This is a genomic window from Paraburkholderia atlantica (genome assembly GCF_000092885.1).
Lineage (GTDB): Bacteria > Pseudomonadota > Gammaproteobacteria > Burkholderiales > Burkholderiaceae > Paraburkholderia > Paraburkholderia atlantica.
In genome coordinates this window covers 1,013,298-1,031,942 of record NC_014118.1, presented here as the reverse complement: position 1 = coordinate 1,031,942, position 18,645 = coordinate 1,013,298, and the positions used below count along the sequence as shown (strand labels likewise).

9 protein-coding genes, 1 tRNA gene and 4 pseudogenes are annotated in these 18,645 nt (G+C 56.4%); 12 read left to right on the top strand and 2 right to left on the bottom strand.

Features of this window, described 5'->3' with window-relative positions; translation table 11 throughout:
- Positions 1-63 precede the first annotated feature (63 nt).
- From BC1002_RS20650 to BC1002_RS20620, 9 genes and pseudogenes are all read left to right on the top strand, one after another.
- Entirely contained in the window at positions 64-894 is an 831-nt protein-coding gene (locus BC1002_RS20650) for a heteromeric transposase endonuclease subunit TnsA (RefSeq protein WP_013091935.1), read from the top strand.
- 26 nt (positions 895-920) lie between these two features.
- On the top strand, positions 921-3,347 hold the full coding sequence (locus BC1002_RS20645; RefSeq protein ID WP_013091934.1) for a DDE-type integrase/transposase/recombinase: 2,427 nt from the start codon (positions 921-923) through the stop codon (positions 3,345-3,347).
- 6 nt (positions 3,348-3,353) lie between these two features.
- Positions 3,354-4,907: an ATP-binding protein gene (locus BC1002_RS20640; protein WP_238538005.1), complete on the top strand. Its 1,554-nt coding sequence runs from the start codon at positions 3,354-3,356 to the stop codon at positions 4,905-4,907.
- 198 nt (positions 4,908-5,105) lie between these two features.
- On the top strand, positions 5,106-6,713 hold the full coding sequence (locus BC1002_RS39770) for a TnsD family Tn7-like transposition protein (RefSeq protein ID WP_083788712.1): 1,608 nt from the start codon (positions 5,106-5,108) through the stop codon (positions 6,711-6,713).
- Positions 6,714-6,985: 272 nt separating this feature from the next.
- Positions 6,986-8,815: a TnsD family Tn7-like transposition protein gene (locus tag BC1002_RS39765; protein WP_013091931.1), complete on the top strand. Its 1,830-nt coding sequence runs from the start codon at positions 6,986-6,988 to the stop codon at positions 8,813-8,815.
- A gap of 414 nt (positions 8,816-9,229) precedes the next feature.
- Positions 9,230-10,171 (top strand): DUF5996 family protein, encoded by a 942-nt coding sequence (locus BC1002_RS20635; protein ID WP_013091930.1) that lies wholly within the window; start codon positions 9,230-9,232, stop codon positions 10,169-10,171.
- 75 nt (positions 10,172-10,246) lie between these two features.
- Positions 10,247-10,324 (top strand) — tRNA-Gln (locus BC1002_RS20630).
- Positions 10,325-10,674: 350 nt separating this feature from the next.
- Positions 10,675-11,374 (top strand): annotated as a pseudogene (locus BC1002_RS20625) (alcohol dehydrogenase catalytic domain-containing protein); the annotation flags it as partial.
- A gap of 75 nt (positions 11,375-11,449) precedes the next feature.
- A pseudogene (locus tag BC1002_RS20620) lies at positions 11,450-12,256 on the top strand (transposase); the annotation flags it as partial.
- Positions 12,257-12,356: 100 nt separating this feature from the next.
- Here the strand turns inward: BC1002_RS20620 and BC1002_RS20615 are convergent.
- A pseudogene (locus tag BC1002_RS20615) lies at positions 12,357-13,165 on the bottom strand (class II aldolase/adducin family protein).
- Between the two features lie 469 nt (positions 13,166-13,634).
- Here BC1002_RS20615 and BC1002_RS20610 point away from each other — a divergent pair.
- Both BC1002_RS20610 and BC1002_RS20605 read left to right on the top strand, forming a co-directional pair.
- Positions 13,635-15,305 carry an acyl-CoA synthetase gene (locus tag BC1002_RS20610; protein ID WP_013091927.1) on the top strand — a complete coding sequence of 557 codons (1,671 nt, stop codon included), beginning with the start codon at positions 13,635-13,637 and terminating at the stop codon, positions 15,303-15,305.
- A 108-nt stretch (positions 15,306-15,413) separates the two neighbouring features.
- Complete coding sequence (locus tag BC1002_RS20605; protein WP_041735328.1) at positions 15,414-16,406, top strand: AraC family transcriptional regulator; 993 nt, start codon at positions 15,414-15,416, stop codon at positions 16,404-16,406.
- On the opposite strand, the pseudogene BC1002_RS39980 reads toward BC1002_RS20605, so the two are convergent.
- Positions 16,358-16,628: pseudogene (locus BC1002_RS39980) on the bottom strand (hypothetical protein); the annotation flags it as partial. The gene BC1002_RS20605 and the pseudogene BC1002_RS39980 overlap by 49 nt on opposite strands.
- A gap of 628 nt (positions 16,629-17,256) precedes the next feature.
- Between BC1002_RS39980 and BC1002_RS20595 the strand changes: the two are divergent.
- On the top strand, positions 17,257-18,618 hold the full coding sequence (locus BC1002_RS20595; RefSeq protein ID WP_013091925.1) for a Rieske 2Fe-2S domain-containing protein: 1,362 nt from the start codon (positions 17,257-17,259) through the stop codon (positions 18,616-18,618).
- The last annotated feature ends 27 nt before the right edge of the window (positions 18,619-18,645 follow it).

The window sequence follows — 18,645 nt, the reverse complement described above, 5'->3', positions numbered from 1 at the left end:
ATCCTTTTTTGCGCCGGATGCGCCTAAGCATGCCTTCCGGCGTTGCCCACACTGGAGGTTGACATGAAGACGCGAACCCGGGGCATGCAAAAGGCAACGCTTGCACGCAAGCTCAAGGAGTTGGCGGAGGCAAGCAGAAACGGGCTTCACTGCCGCTGGATGCACACGCGGGAAATGCCAGGATCTGGCACCAGGACAAGACTCGCTTGCGAGAAGACGGCGCTTGATGAGCTTCACCTGATGTCCGAAGCGGAGCACGCGGAATTCCTGGAAGGGTGGTATCGGTCTGACGTGAAGCTGATCCTCGAACAGGTCGCTCTTGACCGAGACAAAACGCAACGCGCGGCGGCATCAATCGGTGTTCACCACCCGACTTATCGGCAGCTCGATGAGGCGGCGGTTCTCAGTACAGACCTGGTTTACGTCACGGAGCGAGGAACGACTCATAACCGGGAGGCGAGGTCGGTCAGGTCGAGGCGCAGTGGCCCCAACGGCAAACTGACGCCCTCGCAGCGGATTGAGCAGAAAACCTGGGAAAACGGAGGAGTTCCGTACTCGGTAGTCCGGGCTGATGGCATGCACGCACCTCGTTCAAAGAATCTGGCCTGGATTTTTCGGGCGTACAACGACACGGTCGGGCGCAAGCTGTCTGACGCCGAGATAGCGGCGCAGCGCGAGATGCTTCGCCTCGTCCGGCGGCGGGAAGAGCTACGGGTCATCGACGCCTGCAGACTCGCTGACCAGGCACTTGATCTTCCCGCAGGATCGGGTTTGCGCGCATTCCGGCAGCTGGCCGGTGCCAGGCGGTTGGCCTTTGACCTCGATGTTCAGGATCCGCTCGACGTACGCCTGGAGGAGATCTGGCGCCCACGCTGTGACAAGCAACATTCTTAATACGCCCACCCTTAGCGGAGGCTCGAATGTCGATGCAATCGAATTGCCCACGCGAAGTCGCTGTTTGCGAGGTCCTTAAAGAGCGCAACGGCGACCGCATCTATATCATATTGAAAACGGGGAAGAACTCGCGGTGGACCCATCTGATCGACATCGAGCATAAAGCAAAGTCAGCGGCCTGTCGCAGGGCATTGCCGTTCAAGATCAAGACGGATGAGTTGCTTCGCCGACTGTCGACTAATGTCGAGCCCGAGCTCGCACTCGAAAAACTGCCAAAGCTTCCTGGCAATGTATCCGAGCGAAGGCGCGTCCTGCCTTTCGCGTTGTGCGGGAGATCCGAAAAATACCAGGACATCGCGAAGGATCCGACCAAGTCAAGCGGATGGCAGATTATTGCGGGACTGTTGACCTTTGACCTGCCGCCCCGCGCTGACGGAAAGTTGATTGAGCCGTCGTTCCTTGGCGACCAGTTTGAGGAACTGCTTCACAAGCAAACCCGCAGGCAGCGAATTTTGCGGTATTGCGCAGCCTCCCGAATATCGGAAGACACTGTTTATAGGACGCTTCGCCGCTTTTGCCAGCAGGGGATGACCCCGGCAGCGGCCTCCGATGACTACGACCGGTGCGGTGGCAAAGGCAAAACGCGCGACTTGAAAAATACGCCCGGGAGGAATCCTAAGCGCAGGACGCGAAAGGCCTCAGCTCGGAGCGAGGATGTGCAGAAATTGCTGGCGCAGGCTGCTGATTACTATGCGTCGTTTGCGTACTCTAAGGGAAGGAGGTCACAGAAGACCCTGGAGCAGGCGTTGAACTGGCTACGGCGAACGTATTTATGGGACAGGGCTGTCTACAATGACAGGGGTGAAATGATCGAACTAAAACTCGGTCGTGGCACCGTCCTCACGAAGCGGCAGCTGCAATACTACATCCACCAAAATTACACCTATGAAGAACGGCGCATACATCGCGTTGGCCTTCGACATTATCTGCTTCACGAGCGCCCGCTGACCGGTCGGCTCCGGACGTCGAAGGGACCGGGAGAGCGCTTTCACATTGACGCGACCATCGCGGATATTTACCTCGTGGGTCAGGTCTTGCGGACCATGGTCATCGGCAGGCCGGTTCTGTATCTTGTCATCGACGACTATTCGGCAATGGTGGTTGGGTTCTTTGTGACGTTCGATCCACCATGTTGGGATGGGGCAATGTTGGCGCTTGCCAACGCAATCAGTCCAAAGGTCGCATTTTGCCGGTCGCTCGGTATCTGCATCGAGGAGAGACAGTGGTCCGCTAAACGCATGTGTGAAGTCCTTTATGCGGATCAGGGGGAGGTGAGCAGCGTGCATAAGGCACACCCTCTCATCCAGCATTTCCGGGTTGAAGTGGCGAATGCACCGGCTTATCGACCAGACCTCCGAAGCGTAATGGAGCGGCGATTTGGCATCATTCCGGCAATCTGGAACGCGCTCATCCCCGGAATTGTGGAGAAGGGGTCATTCGACCGTGGTGTAGACCACCCCGCATACGATGCGGCGCTCGATATTAGGGAATTCCGTCGGGTCGTCTGCTACGCGGTACTCAACTACAACAACCGCATCATCCGTGGCTATCCCACCCCTCCGGAGATGGTGGAACGCGGACTTGCACCGACACCCTTGAATCTGTGGGCCTATGGCACAGAGATCAATGGTGCCGGAAGACATGTCGACGTGGCTGAGTTTAGGGCAAAAGTCATGCCGACAGCGAGAGTCCCAATCGATGGTAAGGGAATTTTCCACAACGGGCTGCACTACGCCTGTCCTACGCCTTCGCTCGTCGAGCGTCAGGCCATGTTCCGCGGCCAAAAGGTCGAGTCGCTTGTCGAAATTGGTTACGACTCGTCTGATAACAGTGCGATCCAGCTTTATGGCCTGGGCGAGCTGATCTCCTGTCCGATGTCTGATCATGATAGCGACAAGCTCCGCGGACTGACGTACCGGGAACAGACCTTGTTGGCAGAGCGCGATGCGACGAACCGGGGTATGACTGAAGAAGCTGGCGAGCCTGACCGCGCGATGACAGACCATAACATCGCAAAGATCGGCGAGGAGGCGAAATCAAAAACGTCACTGGCTCTGAAAGAGGCCGGTATGACGCGTCCGGACATCAGCGATATGGATGAGATGCGCCAGATCGAGCGGTCTGCCGCGGCGGGGGCACGAGACCGCAAGAGTCAGCAGAAACCTGGGAGACGCAGAAAGACTCGCGCGTCGCTCAAGGCCCTCCTGAACGAGATTCAGCATTCAGCGGGCGCTACGAGCCCGGCGCCACAAACCAGGTATGACGAGGAAGGAGATGCTTACGAGGAAGCAGTGAATGAAGGCGGTGTGACGCCGAACGATCCTGGTCGCATGACCACGAAAGAGCTTAGTGAACAGCGTGCCAGAGAGTTGCTTGGGACGATGGAAGGATAGGAGGGAATGATGGACATTATGCACTCCGTAAAGAAAGTGGTATCGGAAAAAAAATCGCGCGAACCCGCTCCGGTGAGGCAATGTATCGAGGCAGTGGAGGCGCAGTATTACAGCGGCGACGACCTGCTGCCCGAGTACCGGGGCAATCCCTTGATCTCCGCCCTGGGACCGATCTGGGATAACAGATCAATTCTAAGGGCGCTAGACGTGCCGGTCGCCTTTTCCGAGAGCGAGCGAACACGGAGCGAGGAGTACCGGTTGCACGCAATCGGGCGTCTTTCTCATCTTGTCGTGGCGTTTCCCGCTCACCTTGATGTCTTGAGCACGACACAGCTCATCATTCGGCAGCACTACGTTCAAGGAGATATCCGGGGCGCCGTCGCTCAAGATATTCAGGATCATTACAGGCAGAATTGTGACGGAGAGCTTGTACCCATCTATCCGCACAAGCGATCCCATGCGTATTGCGCCGGGATCTTCGGGCTGTCGGGCGGCGGTAAGACCACAGCGCTCGATTCCGCGCTAAGGCTGTTCCCCAGAGTGATTCATCACAAAGACTACGGGGTCAACCAGGTTGTGCAGATCAAGATAGACTGTCCACGTAGTGCAAGTCTGAAGGACGCACTCAAGCTTATCATCTTGACCTTTGACGACCTCCTTGGGACCGACTACCTGGCGGAAGTCGGAAAGCGGGCAACGCTGGCGGATTACGCAAACAAACTGCACCGGGTTACGCGACTGCACCACACCGGTCTCATTGTCCTTGATGAGATGCAGAACGCCCTCCACGCGGTTGCGAAGAACGACCCGCTCTTCGACTTCTTCGTGAACCTCACCAACGTAGTCGGGATTCCTGTCATTGTAAGCGGGACCCCGAAAGCGGCCCAGCTTTTCCGAAAGACGTTGCGGTCAGCGCGGCGTCTTAGCAGCCACGGCGTGACCACCTGGAGCGGAATTGGCGAGAAAGACTGGGGCCGGTTTTGTAATCAGCTGCAAAAATACCAGTGGCTTGCAAACTCTGTTCCCTTGTCGGAAAGCCTGCGGAAGTATCTGCACGCCCTGACACAAGGTCTGCCTGGAATTGCGATTCCGCTGTTCCAGTTGGCTCAATATGCCGCAATTCACTCCGGTGCCGAGCAACTGTCTCGACGGCTCTTCAGAGACGTGTTCGATGAGAAGATGGCATCGCTCCGGCCGATGCTAACCGCAGTCCGGTCCGGTAGCAAGGCGCGGATGGTTGAATACGACGACCTGCTGGGCGATACACTGCACGACATCGTGGCGTCCAAAGAGGCAGAGGCTAGGCGACTTCTGTACTACAACGTCGCGATGGAGCATGACAAAAATGAGTCGGCAATCGATGCCGTGTCTCGACTCATGCTGCTTGGAGTGCCTCAGGAACTGGCCTCGTCTCTTGTGGGCGCCATTCAACGGGAGTATCCGGCGGCGTCCTCGCAAGACTTGAGTGATGAGGCTGCGCGCCGTTTCTATCAGAATAAGGCGCCATCGGACGCGTTAAAGCAGTCGGCATCGAAATCCAGGGAGGTGGTTATCAAATAAAGTTGAGATTTTTGGTCGACCTCCGCCGCATGGAAGCAACATTTGACTTCGCCAGCGCGGCGGTGATCCTATCGTGTGCTTCACGCCTAGTTCCTTAAACGAGAGTCGTCTTTCGCCGTCATCTCGATCAAACTGGCGACTCGCCCTGAGACGGCTTCTGGTCGCCAGCATTACGTTGGGGATGAAGCGGATAAGCGAATGAACGTTAATCAAGTCTTCACAAGGGGAGTTGCCATGGCAATCGCATTGTTGCCGCTTTGTGAGGGGGAGACCATTGGCAGCAATCTGGGGCGCTATAGAGACTTCGCCGGTCTCGACTCTACGTTAGTGCTGAGGCGGAGACTGTTCGGTCATAGCTGCAAGCCCGATACAAAACTTCCTAGCGGAGTGATCCATCTCGCTGAGGAGAGCAGAGACTACTGGGGGCTGACTGCGGGCGAGATCATAAGAGGACACACTGAGTTCCATTATGCGACGCTAACAATGTCAGAATCAGAAAAAGCGAAGGTGTTTTCGGACATGCTGGATCAACCACGGGGAGGATGCGTGAGAAGGTCCGCGTATGGCTGGATTGGGGAGCGCGTCGCAAAGTTTCGATATTGCGAGGATTGCTTGCTTGAGTGGGGAGCGAAGTGCATAACTCCATACTGGATGATAAATCATCAACTGCACGGCGTATATTTCTGTCCGATGCATTCGAGAATTTTGAAAGTCGCTAGTAATAAGTTTTCCGGGAATATTACGGATCTGACGGTCGCGACCTTGAAGAGAAGTGACGACGAAGAGATTTTGGCGTCCGCATCCTGGTCCGAGAGGAGTGCTGGCGCGGACATAGCGAGACGCAGCGCGATCTACAGCGCCGCGAACGAACCCCTCCCGCCTGCAACCAGATATCGCGAATGGCTTCGGGACGCGGGATTTGTATGGCCTAACGGCAAGTTGGACCACCACGGCGTGGTTGCGTCACTGTTGGCACATTTCGGCCCAGTATACTGCCAACTTGCGGGCTTGAGCAGGCAGAGAACGACGATCTGGTTACGCAATATCGCGGACGTTACAAAAGACCTCGAGTCCTCCCACCCATTTGTATCCATCGCAGTGGCGTCGTTACTGGATCGACGCTGCGCGTCGCCGGGATCGTTTGTGCCAGCGATATCAAATTCTATTGGATTTCTGGGAGCTGAATCTTCCACGGAATGCGGAGAGACAATCGATGTGGGCACAAAGGAACTCTCGTGCATCGGAGTCCTTCACCGTTCCCACGACGCCTGGAAAGACTGCATGCCGAAAGGGGGCCAATGGAGGCTTGTCTGCTCTTGTGGCGTGTCGTATCAAGCGTCCAGTGTTTTGGACGGCGGAAGAACGGATCTAAGCGTGGAGGCTTATGGGGCGCGGTATCAAAACCACATTTGCAGGATGCTCGCAAATGGTGTCCATGCCGAAGCCGTATCGCGAGAACTGCATCTGCCAATTGCGACTGTGCTTCTTTTGGCGCGCCGTGCTGGCAATGTGAGGCGCGGAGCGCCGTCGCCGGTAGAACTCCAGTGCATGCGTAACCGCTGGAGCATCATTGTTCAGAACGCTCGCCCGGACAAGCGAATTACCTCAGCGTACCGTGTGGATTCGAGGCTGTATAGGACGTTGCGTCGATACGACCGTGAGTGGTTTGTGGCGTTCAACCTAACGAATCGGACACACGTCCCGCGCGGTCGTTGTGCAACGTCACGTGGTGGGCCGGACAAGCCATTCGGTCCGGGAAAGAACGTCAGCGCTGATGGAAATGGATACTATGCTCCACAACATTGAGGCTATGTCACAACCGGATGATGTCGTGACATTTAGGCGCGTATGAAGCAGATATAAATAACGCTTGCGCCTATGGCCGAGGTGCGTGACTCAATAGTGCGAAGGATCCTACCTCGCCTGCATAACGCGCTCATTTAACAAACCGCGACAGCATGATTTTCCGCGCAACAACTGGGACGATTCGATCGGAGTTGCAGCTGATACGGGCTGCGTTACCGTCGATTTGATTGTTTCGGGATTGGCGGAGGTACGTACAACTAGGGAGTTCTACCATGGCGATTTCGCTACTTCCACTTAATGAGGGAGAGACGCTCGCAAACGGAATTGCGCATTACGCGGAATATATGGGTCTCTCGTCGACGGGGGAGCTTAGGCGACGACTTTTTGGGTATTTGGTCCGCGAGGGAACGCGATTTCCATGTGGCATCTCCCATCTGGTGCTTCAGACGCAGGACTACTGGAATCTCGATGCTGACGAGATTATTGAGAAGCATACTGAATTCAATTACGTGACTATGATGGCATCTGCCAACTTGCGGTCTGATATACGCGCAACAATGCGGAGTCCTCCGGCTGCAGGTACATTGCGGCTAGGTCTTATGTCTGGCGGAATGCGTGACGTAAGGCCTCGATACTGCGATGAATGTTTGGCTGACTGGCGTCACGCGGGAATAGAGCCATACTGCAAAATCAGTCATCAGCTTCCCGGAACCTACTATTGCGACGTCCACTTCATCCCCCTGAAGGCTGCGGGCGAATCGCAACTAAGTGTGGTACCGGACGTGACGTTAAGAAGACTTATTCATAAGGGCGATTCGGTAATTATTCGTGAGGTTAATGCTTCTGAGAAACGAGCGATCCAAGGCGTGGCCAGTAAGGGTGCGCGACAGCAGGAGGATGGAGAAACTAGGAAGCGGACTCACTATCTCAACTTGCTGCGGGATGCAGGTTTTCTGATGCCAGACGGGCGTCTTAAGAGGGCGGCACTAGTCGCGGAATTGCTGGCCTTATTTGGCCCGACGTACTGTCATTTGACCGGTCTCAACGAGGGGAAGATAGCGTGGTGGTGGGAGTTTGTGTCCGATGGATCAAAGGCGAGTAGTCTTCCCAATCCATTTATTTTCCTCGCAGTTGACTCGCTTCTTGAGGCTGTTGATTTTTGCACTGAGACGTACGCGGCCCCAATTTCGCAATCGCCTGTTGACAACCTAGCAGTAAAGTTGGCCGAATGCACTGTGCCGTTGCACAGAGGTCGCGACTCTTATGGTGTCGTAACCCGTCTTCGTAGGGCAAGGACATGGAAGGTTTCTTGCTCATGTGGTTTAACTTACAGGATAACCGCCGACTCCAACGGCCTAGACATGCATATGGTGCCGTTCGCGTACGGTGAGCGCTACAAGGAGTGCTTCCACACGTTGCTGGCCGAAGGCTGCAGCATCAAAGGTGCAGCGTCGGAGCTTGGAATTAGTGTGACGACGGCTGATTCATGGAGAAGAGCGAAGCGTCTTTCAGAACGGTCCGATGCGGAAAGGAAAGAAGAATTTCCGCGAGTCAAGATTAAGACGCTCAGGCAGAAATGGCGGGAACTGGTTCGAGGTGCCCCGCCGCAACGCCGGATCACGACTGCGTATCTTGCTGGACGGGCGATATACGAGACCTTGGCCCTGCATGATCATGAGTGGTTGCTCAAGTTCAACCGAAGTCGGATCGCGCCACGAATCGGTAGGATTCACTCCTCGAAGAATCATCTAACCGAAGCAAGGCTGCAAAGTGTTCATAAAGCGTACGATGAACTGCTCCTCGTAGAGCCTCCGATTCAAGTCACGCGTGCCGCTATCCTTCGGAAGGCGGGGTTTATGTCTTCCGTAAGGAGCAATTCAAACTGGTCGAAGGTACTTTCGCAATTGGTTGAATCGCGCCCTACTTACTTGAAGCGCGTTTTTTCTTGGCTTCTTCAGCTACCAGAGTCAGAAAGGCCGCGGAGTAACAGGGAAATCAGTAGGCTCACCCATTCCGCTTGGGAGTCGCTGTCCGCCGAACAAAAAAATAGGGTTCGTGCAATGTATTCGTTCGCTGGGTCGGACGGCCTTGGCGAATCCTAGAGCACGTGCTCGATCATATCGCGTCGCAACACAAAGGCGGATCAAGATGAGATGGCCCCTAATCTAAAAGCCCCTTCCACGCATGCCTCCCGCGTACTTTGTGTTCTTCAGCTAGCCATATCTGTCACTGCACGCGAGACTTGCCGCAGACATTGCCTGGACTTGGCATTGCGTGCCCAAACGACAGAGTTGGCCTCGCAGAGAATCTTTCCCGCAGACTTTGTTGTGCGCCCATAACCGCTATCGGCTGAACCTGGTGGGTGAGCAGCCCTGCGTAACCGGTAGCCGCCGGATTGCGCGACAGGTGACAAGACTTTGCGTCTGGCGTAAGGTCGTTCAGCGACCAGCGCATCTTGAAGGACCGGGGCGCGCGTCATTTGGCGATGACACAGACGGACAGTTGATGGAGCCGGTATGAGCGCGAACTGGACTGATATTCCGTACGACGGCTGGCGTGACACATGCGCCGCGTTGCACCTCTACACGCAAATTGCCGGCAAATACAAGCTGGCCCGAACCCCCTGGCTGAATCATTCGTGGCACGCTACGTTGTACGTCAGCGCGCGGGGCCTGACGACGTCGCTTATCCCCGATGCGAGCGGCGTGGAGATCGAGTTCGACCTTCTCGAGCATCGGGTGGTCGGCAGCGCTGCCGACGGACGCAAGGCGCACTTCGCGCTCGCACCCATGTCGGTTGCGCAATTCCACGCGAACTTTTTGGATCTGGTTGCGCAACTCGGTGGCAAGCCCGTGTTTCACGGCCGACCCAACGAGATCCCGAACCCCGTGCCGTTCCAGGACGACCATGCAGCGCGCCCGTACGACGCGGATGCCGTGACCCGCTTCTTTCGAGCGCTCGTCACAGTCTGTTGTGTGCTGGAGCGGTTTCGTACCGGTTATATCGGCAAGGTTAGCCCGGTCCATTTTTTCTGGGGCAGCTTCGATCTCGCCGTTACGCGTTTTTCTGGACGCCGCGCGCCTCTTCATCCCGGCGGCGTTCCGGCGCTACCCGATGAGGTGACGCGCGAAGCCTACAGCCACGAAGTATCGTCGGCCGGATTCTGGCCGGGGGGACCGGCGATACCTTTTCCGGCGTTTTACTCTTACGCGTACCCGTCGCCTGACGGCTTTTCCAAGGCAACACCCCTGCCGAGCGGCGCCTATTTCGACGACAAGCTGGGCGAATTCATCCTTCCGTACGAACACGTCCGCACGTCGGACGACCCCGAGCGAGCGTTGATGGCTTTTCTCGATAGCACGTATCAAGCCGCCGCGGATCTCGGCGGCTGGGACCGGGCGGCTCTCGAATGCCGTGGAGGCGAGCCTCTCAGGCCGCGACCGGTGGATCACCATTGAGCGAAAAAACATCTCATCCGATCCGCGCGACCCTTTGCTCTTTTCGAATCCTCTGGTAGGATCTCGCCCCTACGTAGGGGAGTCGCCAAGCTGGCCTAAGGCACCGGATTTTGATTCCGGCATTCGAAGGTTCGAATCCTTCTTCCCCTGCCATCACTCTCTCGCAAGCCTTGGATCTATCCAGGCGTCAGTCTTTCTAGCTGACATCGCGCACTTCGCTCTCTGAGCGACCACTCCATCCCAAATGCAATCGAGCCCCTCACACTCGATGCGTCCCATTTTCAGACATCGCGCCAACGTCGATCCGCTGTGAACGTCCGATTTTGCGACACTTCGCTGCTCCAGCTGCCCCCTCGTTTTCCTGCCTGAACGCCCGCTGAGGACCGCTCCGTTACTTTCTTCTCCTTTAGCATGGACATTGCCTAGTCGTATCGCCGCGCGCAAAAACACCGGTCCGATGTTTCGTGCATTTCCTGGCCATACATGAACGGAGGAGACAAAACGTGAAAGCTGCTGTGCTGCATCAGTACGACGAGTCATTGACTCGCGAAGAATTCGTGCGCTACGAAAACGTCGACGATCCGAAGATCGTGCGGCCGACCGACGTGATCGTCCGGATTGGCGGTGCGGGAGTGTGCCGCACCGATCTGCACATCGTGGAAGGCATCTGGCGCAGCAAGGTCGATGTGGCATTGCCCTACAACATGGGCCATGAAAATGCCGGCTGGGTCGAAGAGGTGGGCCGCGGTGTGGAGAGTGTCAAGGTGGGCGACCCGGTCATCTGCCATCCGCTGGTCACGAGCGGACATTGCCTCGCCTGCCGTCGCGGAGACGATATGCACGCCACAGACAGCCAGTTTCCCGGCATCAACGCCAACGGTGGCTACGCGCAATATCTGATGACTGGCGAACGTTCGCTGATCCAGTTGCCGAAATTGCTGGCGCCGAAAGACGTCGCGCCGTATACCGACGCCGGCTTGACCGCCTACCGAGCTGCAAAAAAAGCATCGCGCCATTTGCTGCCCGGACAATTTGTCGTCGTGATCGGCGCCGGCGGTCTGGGGCATATCGGGATTTCAGGTTCTAAACGCGCTTTGCGCGGCCGAAATCATCGTGGTTGACCGCTCCGACATTGCGCTGCAACTCGCAAAGGAATGCGGCGCGCACCATACGGTCAAGGGGGACAGCAATGAAGTCGAGAGCAAGGTGAAGGGCCGCGCGGAGTTGATTCCGTAACCGTCTCGACAGAACGACCTTGGCGTGGGGAAATTGCCGTGACTCTTGAGTGTGGTGTCGGCTCTGGTCAAGCGTAAAGATGGCTTCGACGGGATTCGGATCGAAACTTCCGGTCTGGCCGACCCCGCGCCGGTGGTGCAAACCTTCTTTATCGATGATGAGATTCGGCAGCGCACGCGACTCGACAGCGTGATCTGCGTGGCCGATGCCGCGCACCTGCAAGCGCACAACGCCACGCCCGGGCAAATCACCTCGGTCAGCATCGACATGTCGCCTGCCTTCATCAAGGGCGTCAGCAGGCACCTGCCCAACGCCCGCATCCCCTTCGATAAATTCCACGTTGTCGCTCAGGCATCGTTTGCTCTGGACAAGACGCGGCGGCTCGAACAGAAGACCGACCCTGACCTCAAGGGCCTGCGCTGGGCACTGCTCAAGGACCGCGACCGGTTGAACGTGGGGCAGCGTGCCGACCTGGACGCGCTCGTTGCCAACGTCACGACCAGGCGCACCGCCCGGGCCTGGCTCTATCGCGAGCAATTGCGAGACATCCTCGATCGCAAACAGATCAACGTCGTCTCCGCGATGCTTGAGCAGTGGTGCACCAACGTGATGCGCTCCAAAGTCGAACCCATGAAAGAGGTTGCACGCATGATCTGCAAGCCCTTCGACGGCATCGTCGCCTGGACCCAGACGCGCCAGACCAACGGCTTTCTGGAAGCTCTCAACGGCCTGTTTCAGGCCGCCAAGCGACGCGCGCGCGGTTACGCCAACCTCACGACCATGCGTACCGTGCTGTTTCTGATCGCCGGCAAGCTCGACTTCACTTCGATCAACCCGCATGCGGCATAACCCACTCAAATCTCAACAGAGCCTTTTTTAGCGCTTTCGGAGCGGCATGCATTCTGTCCAACGCGGCACGCCGCCATTGTCCTGGGCGATCGCGACAGGCTCAGTCGAGGTAGTCGGGCTCCTCCTCGTTGATCTCGTATAGCATGGTCTGGAAGTGCAGCCAACTGATGAACGAATTGCCGAGGGGCTCGTGCGAGTACTCTGCAAATCCTGGGTCGATCGGTACGGGGCGAGATTCGGTCGCGTCCATGAGTAACTGCATCTTGCAGCAGTGATCCAGCGCGATGAAAGTCCCTACGGCGTCATCGATGCTGTGGCGGCTGGCAGTCAGCAGGCCGTGATTCTGCTGAATGATCGCCTTGTGATCGTTGAACGCGCGCGCGATCGGATTGCCCGATTCGTTCGCCACTGGCACCTTGCCCGCCCCGTCTCGCACGACCGTATGACTGCCGTAGAACATGCAGGCGTCCTGCGTCACGTAATCGAGCGGTTTGCCCATCGCGGCCCATGCATCGCCGTTGGCGGTGTGCGCGTGGCACGAACCGATGACGTCCGGATTCTCGGCATGAATCGCAGAATGCAGCGCATAGCCCGCGCGATTTACCGCATATTTGCCTTCGATCACGGTACCTGAGTGATCAACGAGCACGAGTTGCGAGGTTTTCGTGCGCGACCATGGCACGCACATTGGATTGGTCCAGAAGAGTTCCGGATGCTCGGTCGCGGACCGTGAGATGTCCGCCGACGCCAAAACTGAACCCGTGTCGGGCGAAGATCCGGCACGCGGCCGCCAGGTGTTCCTTGCGATAGCGGCGCTCCTCGGCGGAACTGGAAAATGTCGGTTCTCGCGGAAAAATCAGACCCTCTTTGCGTCGGGCTATAAATCGAGTCTTTGGCGTCCATCAACATCGGCGCGTCTCCTCATGAAATATGAAGCCCCAGTATAGAAGCGGATTTAGGGGCGATTCAGAGGTCACCAGGGATAGGATTTATGCCGACAGGACACGGCGTGCACGTGAACAGCGTGCGGGTGAAAGCGCGAGGACTTGCTCGAAAGAGATCAGCCCTGGTGATTCGGAAAACGTGCATGGCATTGATTTTAAAAGTAAAAATATGACAAACCGCCAGATTTTTCAGCGAAAAGGACGATTACTCCCGGATCGCAGAATGGAAGGGACAGTCTGAATTTCGCTGCGCGGGCTTTTTGTTGCCATTGGACCGAAAATGCTGCGGTTTTCGGATAGTCAATGCACGCATCGGATAGCGCCACGGAGGCCTCGAACGGTACCCTGCCAACAACCAAGCTGACCCGTTGAAGGAGGTCTATCCTCCTGGCCGTCCGGGTGGACAGGAGAGAAGTCAATTCGGAGGAGGCCAGATGAGCATCTACGAAAGAGGGTTGCAGCGACGAGACGCCAACCATGTGGCATTGAGCCCTATCGATTTCCTGGTCCGCGCATCCGAGGTCTATGGAGGGCTCCCGGCTGTCGTCTACGGGCGAGTAAATCGTACTTGGGGTGAGACATTCGAGCGTTGTGTTCGGCTGGCTAGCGCCCTGGCCTCGTTGGGTATCAAACGCGGCGACACGGTGGCAGTGATGCTGCCCAATATCCCGGCCATGGTTGAGACCCACTTCGGCGTTCCTATGGCGGGCGCTGTTTTGAATGCTCTCAATACACGCCTGGAAGCTGCCTCGATCCTATACATGATCGAGCACGGTGAGGCGAAAGTTTTAATCGTAGATACCGAATTCGCAGCAATAGCTGATCGGGTGCGAGAGCGTTTCCCGGAAATAAAAATTATCTGTGTTCGGGATTTCGAGTCGGACATTGATCACGGCGCAATGCCAAATGATACCGAATATGAAGACTTCATTGCCAGTGGTGACTCGAATTTCGAATACCTGGGTCCTGAAGGTGAATGGGATGCGATCGCGCTGAATTACACGTCGGGGACTAAGGGTAATCCGAAGCGCGTGGTATATCATCATCGTGGCGCCTATTTGTGCGCTATCAGTAATGCTCTTGAATGGGATTTGGAAAAGCATCCCTCCTATCTGTGGACGCTTCCGATGTTTCACTGCTATGGATGGACTTTCCCTTGGGCGGTGGCTGCGCGCGCGGGAATTAATGTATGTCTGCGTCGGGTGGACGCCAAAGTCATTTTCGATCTAATTCGTCGGTATCGGGTCACACATTATTGCGGAGCCCCGATTGTGCATTCCACGATCGCCAACGCCCCCGAGGAATGGCGTGCAGGTATTGAGCACAAGGTTAAGGCGATGGTTGCCGGTGCTGCCCCTGGTCCCACAGTAATTGCGCGAATGGCTGAAATCGGTTTTGACTTACTGCACGTGTACGGACTGACTGAGGTCTATGGCCCGGCTGCTGTATGCGCCAAACAGCAGGCACGGACGCATGTCAATAACGCGGAGCGCGTGGTTCTGAATGCCCGGCAAGGCGTGCGTTATCATCTTCAGGCTGGGACTACAGTCCGGGATCCGCACACCATGGAAGAAGTCCCGAAAGACGGTCAGACTATCGGCGAGGTGATGTTCCGCGGAAACATCACTATGAAGGGATACCTTAAAAACGAAAAAGCCACGGAAGAGGCACTTGCCGGTGGTTGGTATCGAACCGGTGACTTGGGCGTGCTGTTCCCTGATGGATATGTAAAACCCAAAGACCGGTCGAAGGACATTATCATTTCTGGCGGCGAGAATATTTCCAGTATTGAGGTTGAAGACGCAATCTACAGTCACCCGGCAGTGGCGGTGGTGGCAGTTGTTGCACAACCGGACGCGAAATGGGGTGAAGTTCCCTGCGCCTTTGTGGAGCGCAGGCCCGGTCAACAAGCATCGGAATCCGATATTATTGCCCACTGCAAATCGCTCCTGGCTGGTTTCAAGGTACCGAAGGCTGTTAGATTCTGCGAATTGCCGAAGACTTTCCCGCGAAAAATTCAAAAATTCGCGCTCCGTCAACAGATTGGTTCTGCGGCTGCTATTTCGCAATTTCAGCCTTACTCGTTCATAAAAGTAGGAGGATAGGAGGATTCCTGGCACTTCTCGGAGAGTGCAGGGAATCAGTTGGGACAAGTACGTATTGACACTATGTCGGTATTATTCGGAAAATTCCGGAGAGATGAGAGAGGTTATATGGATATGCCCGGCAATAAAAGGAGTGGCTTACTGCTTCCCAACTTCGAAGATTTCCACACGCGAGACATAGAACAGGCACGACTCTGGGGGCAACGCGTTTTCTGCGACAATGAGATTATCAGTTTGCAGGGGAAAGGTGAAATAAATGCCCAAATGTACTATCGAAAGATGGGCGGCCTGGGCGTGGGTTTCATGAGCTATGGCGGCGAAATTACGATTAATCCAAGTCAATTCGATGGTTTTTACCTGATTCAGATCCCTCTGTGCGGCAGTGAGTGCATCGTGCGAGGTTCCGAGGTGACTTACACGTCATCGAGTGTCGGCTCCGTTCTCAACGCGGGTCAACAGATCCAGCTTGTTCATGGGGAGAACACTGAAAAGCTGATTTTGCGAATCGAGCGTGATTTGTTGGAGCGTCAAGCCGCGCAATATCTGGGCCACCGCGGGCCGAAACAGGTTGAATTCGACACGGCGATGCCGCTTGATACTGCCGTAGGGCAAAGATGGGCACGCACGGTTTCATGGCTGATAGATTATCTGGGCGGTGAGGACATTCCTAACTCTCCGTTGATAGATGCTCAGATAGAGCAAATGATGGTTTCTCTATTGCTCGCGAGCCAGCATAGCAATTTATCGGAAGGACGCATCGGCGACGAGCGCACGGTGGCCCCAGCGTTTGTTCGCCGAGCGGAAGCCTTCATTGAAGAAAACGCTCACAAGCCGATTGCAGTATCCGATATTGCAGAGCACGTGGGCGTTAGCACGAGTTCGTTGTACGCGGGATTCAGGAAGTATCGCAATAGCTCACCCATGATATTTCTGAAGGAGGTTCGACTTCAGCGAGTCAGGGAGCAATTGCGATCCTGTAATGCGGGCCAGGTAACCGTAACCTCGGTGGCCCATCAGTGGGGGTTTGCCCACTTAGGCCATTTTGCAACCGATTATAAGCGCCGATTTGGTGAGAGTCCGAGCGAGACTCTCGCACGATGAGAAAAGCCCTCCGTTGAGAGTTGTGAAGCGCGCGGGAATAAGACGAAGGGCAGGCCAGCCAGTGTTTCCGGCCACTCGTAGTCTCTGGCAAGTCGGCGGAAGCGATTGAGCCAACCGAAGCTGCGCTCGACCACCCGACGGCGCGGCGGCAACACGGACCTCTTTTTTCGCCTCCGGCAGCTTGATCACCTGAAGCTCGATCCCTTCGGCGCGTGCCCCTGCGCCGGTTCCTCGCCGGTATCCCCGTGCTTGGCGAACGGCGCTTTGGCCGTCTGGCCCTTTCCCCGCGCAACCTGACGCGCCACCTCGCCGACACCGGCGCGCACTCCTATCGTTCACGATGGCCTCCAAACAATCCGCCTGTATCCAGCGTCGTGTCCGCTGGTAAACCATCTCCCCCGATGCAACGTCGTTGGGGAGCAAAACGCCACGGCGACCCGCGCGCACGATTCGGCGCAGCGCGTTGAACATCTCGCGCAATTCATAGCGGTGCTGCGGTCCGCCCCTGCTAATCAAGATCAGGTGTGAAGCGGCGAATACCACTCTTCATCCGATACATCCGGTGTGCCGTGCTGATGCGGACCGCTACTGTTCGATCGAGGTCGCTACGCATCCAGGCGACGAGAAGGCATAGAGGGGCGCGGGTCTTCGAATTAGGGAAACCCCGCCCCTTATTTCTTGTGGTCTTTGGATAGTCCTGTAGTTCTCGGAGTGCCTGGAAACGGGCATCCCGATAACCTATCCGTACGGTCAGTCTTTCGAGAATGGTTCAACCAATGAACGGGCGCGAAAGAGTGCCCGTGCTGACAATACCCCGTAGGGATCGTCCCTCTAAGTTTCGGAGACTTATATGACAGAACAGGTTGTTCGCCGCCGTGTCGTTCAACACGGTATCAGCGATACGCGCTACAACGATGCGAAATCGCAGAGCCAGTATCAGCCGTACAAGGATGCAGCTTGGGGTTTCATCAACCACTGGTACCCGGCGGTGTTCAGCAAAGAACTCGTGGAAGTCGAAGGCGACAGCGACGAAGATCTCGTGCCGAGCGTGAAGGGCATTCAAATCGCAGGGGTTCCTATCGCACTGCGTCGCGTCAACGGCAAGGTTTTCGCCGTCAAGGATCAGTGTGTGCACCGTGGTATTCGTCTCTCCGAGAAGCCGATGTGCTTCAACAAGGAAACCATCACGTGCTGGTACCACGGCTTCACGTTCAATCTGGACGACGGCAAACTCTCGACCATCGTTGCGAATCCGGACGACAAACTGATCGGCACGACCGGCATCACCACGTACCCGGTTGAAGAAGTCGCCGGCATGGTGTTCGTGTTCGTTCGCGAAGACGACTTCCCGCTCGAAGACGTTCCGCCGCTGTCGGACGACCTGCCGTTCCGCTTCCCGGAGAACAACGAGCGCTTCCCACACCCGCTGTGGCCGGATACTCCGTCGATTCTCGACAAGGACGCAGTTGCGCACGGCATGCACCGCACGGGCTTCGGCAACTGGCGTATTGCTTGCGAAAATGGTTTCGACAACGCTCACATCCTGGTTCACAAAGACAATTCGATTATCCACGTGAATGATTGGGTGCTCCCGCTCGGCATCCTTCCCGTCACCGACGACTGCATTCAGGTCGTTGAAGACGAAACGGGTCCGAAGGGCATGATGCAATGGCTCTTCACGGAAAAGTGGGCGCCGGTCCTGGAAAACAAGGAACTGGGCCTCAAGATCGACAACCTGAAGGGTCGCTTCTATCGTACCTCGGTCGTTCTCCCTGGCGTACTGATGGTCGAAAATTGGCCGGAAGAGCATGTGGTGCAGTATGAATGGTACGTTCCGATCACGGACGACACGCACGAGTACTGGGAAGTGCTGGTCAAGATCTGCCCGACCGAAGAAGACCGCAAAAAGTACAAGTACCGTTTCGACCGCGTTTACAAGGAACTGTGCCTGCACGGCTTCAACGACTGCGATCTTTACGCTCGCGAAGCAATGCAGCACTTCTACGCTGACGGCACGGGTTGGGACAACGAGCAGTTGGTCTCGACCGATATTTCGCCGGTCACATGGCGCAAGCTGGCGTCGCGCCACAATCGCGGTATCGCGAAGCCGGGCAAGGGCGTCTACGGTGCGGTAAAGACCCACAGCACGCGCTTCAAGGATACGGCGGATGGAAAGCGTCCGGCGTACTTTGTCGATCAGGTCTGGTTCTAAATCGGCCAGGGATTCCTTTTAGAGTGG

Coding starts and splice junctions, on each gene's coding strand:
- BC1002_RS39765 (WP_013091931.1), top strand. CDS start 6,986: ATGGCGATTTCGCTACTTCCACTTAATGAGGGAGAGACGCTCGCAAAC.
- BC1002_RS20640 (WP_238538005.1), top strand. CDS start 3,354: ATGATGGACATTATGCACTCCGTAAAGAAAGTGGTATCGGAAAAAAAA.
- BC1002_RS20605 (WP_041735328.1), top strand. CDS start 15,414: ATGGATATGCCCGGCAATAAAAGGAGTGGCTTACTGCTTCCCAACTTC.
- BC1002_RS20595 (WP_013091925.1), top strand. CDS start 17,257: ATGACAGAACAGGTTGTTCGCCGCCGTGTCGTTCAACACGGTATCAGC.
- BC1002_RS20650 (WP_013091935.1), top strand. CDS start 64: ATGAAGACGCGAACCCGGGGCATGCAAAAGGCAACGCTTGCACGCAAG.
- BC1002_RS39770 (WP_083788712.1), top strand. CDS start 5,106: ATGAACGTTAATCAAGTCTTCACAAGGGGAGTTGCCATGGCAATCGCA.
- BC1002_RS20610 (WP_013091927.1), top strand. CDS start 13,635: ATGAGCATCTACGAAAGAGGGTTGCAGCGACGAGACGCCAACCATGTG.
- BC1002_RS20645 (WP_013091934.1), top strand. CDS start 921: ATGTCGATGCAATCGAATTGCCCACGCGAAGTCGCTGTTTGCGAGGTC.
- BC1002_RS20635 (WP_013091930.1), top strand. CDS start 9,230: ATGAGCGCGAACTGGACTGATATTCCGTACGACGGCTGGCGTGACACA.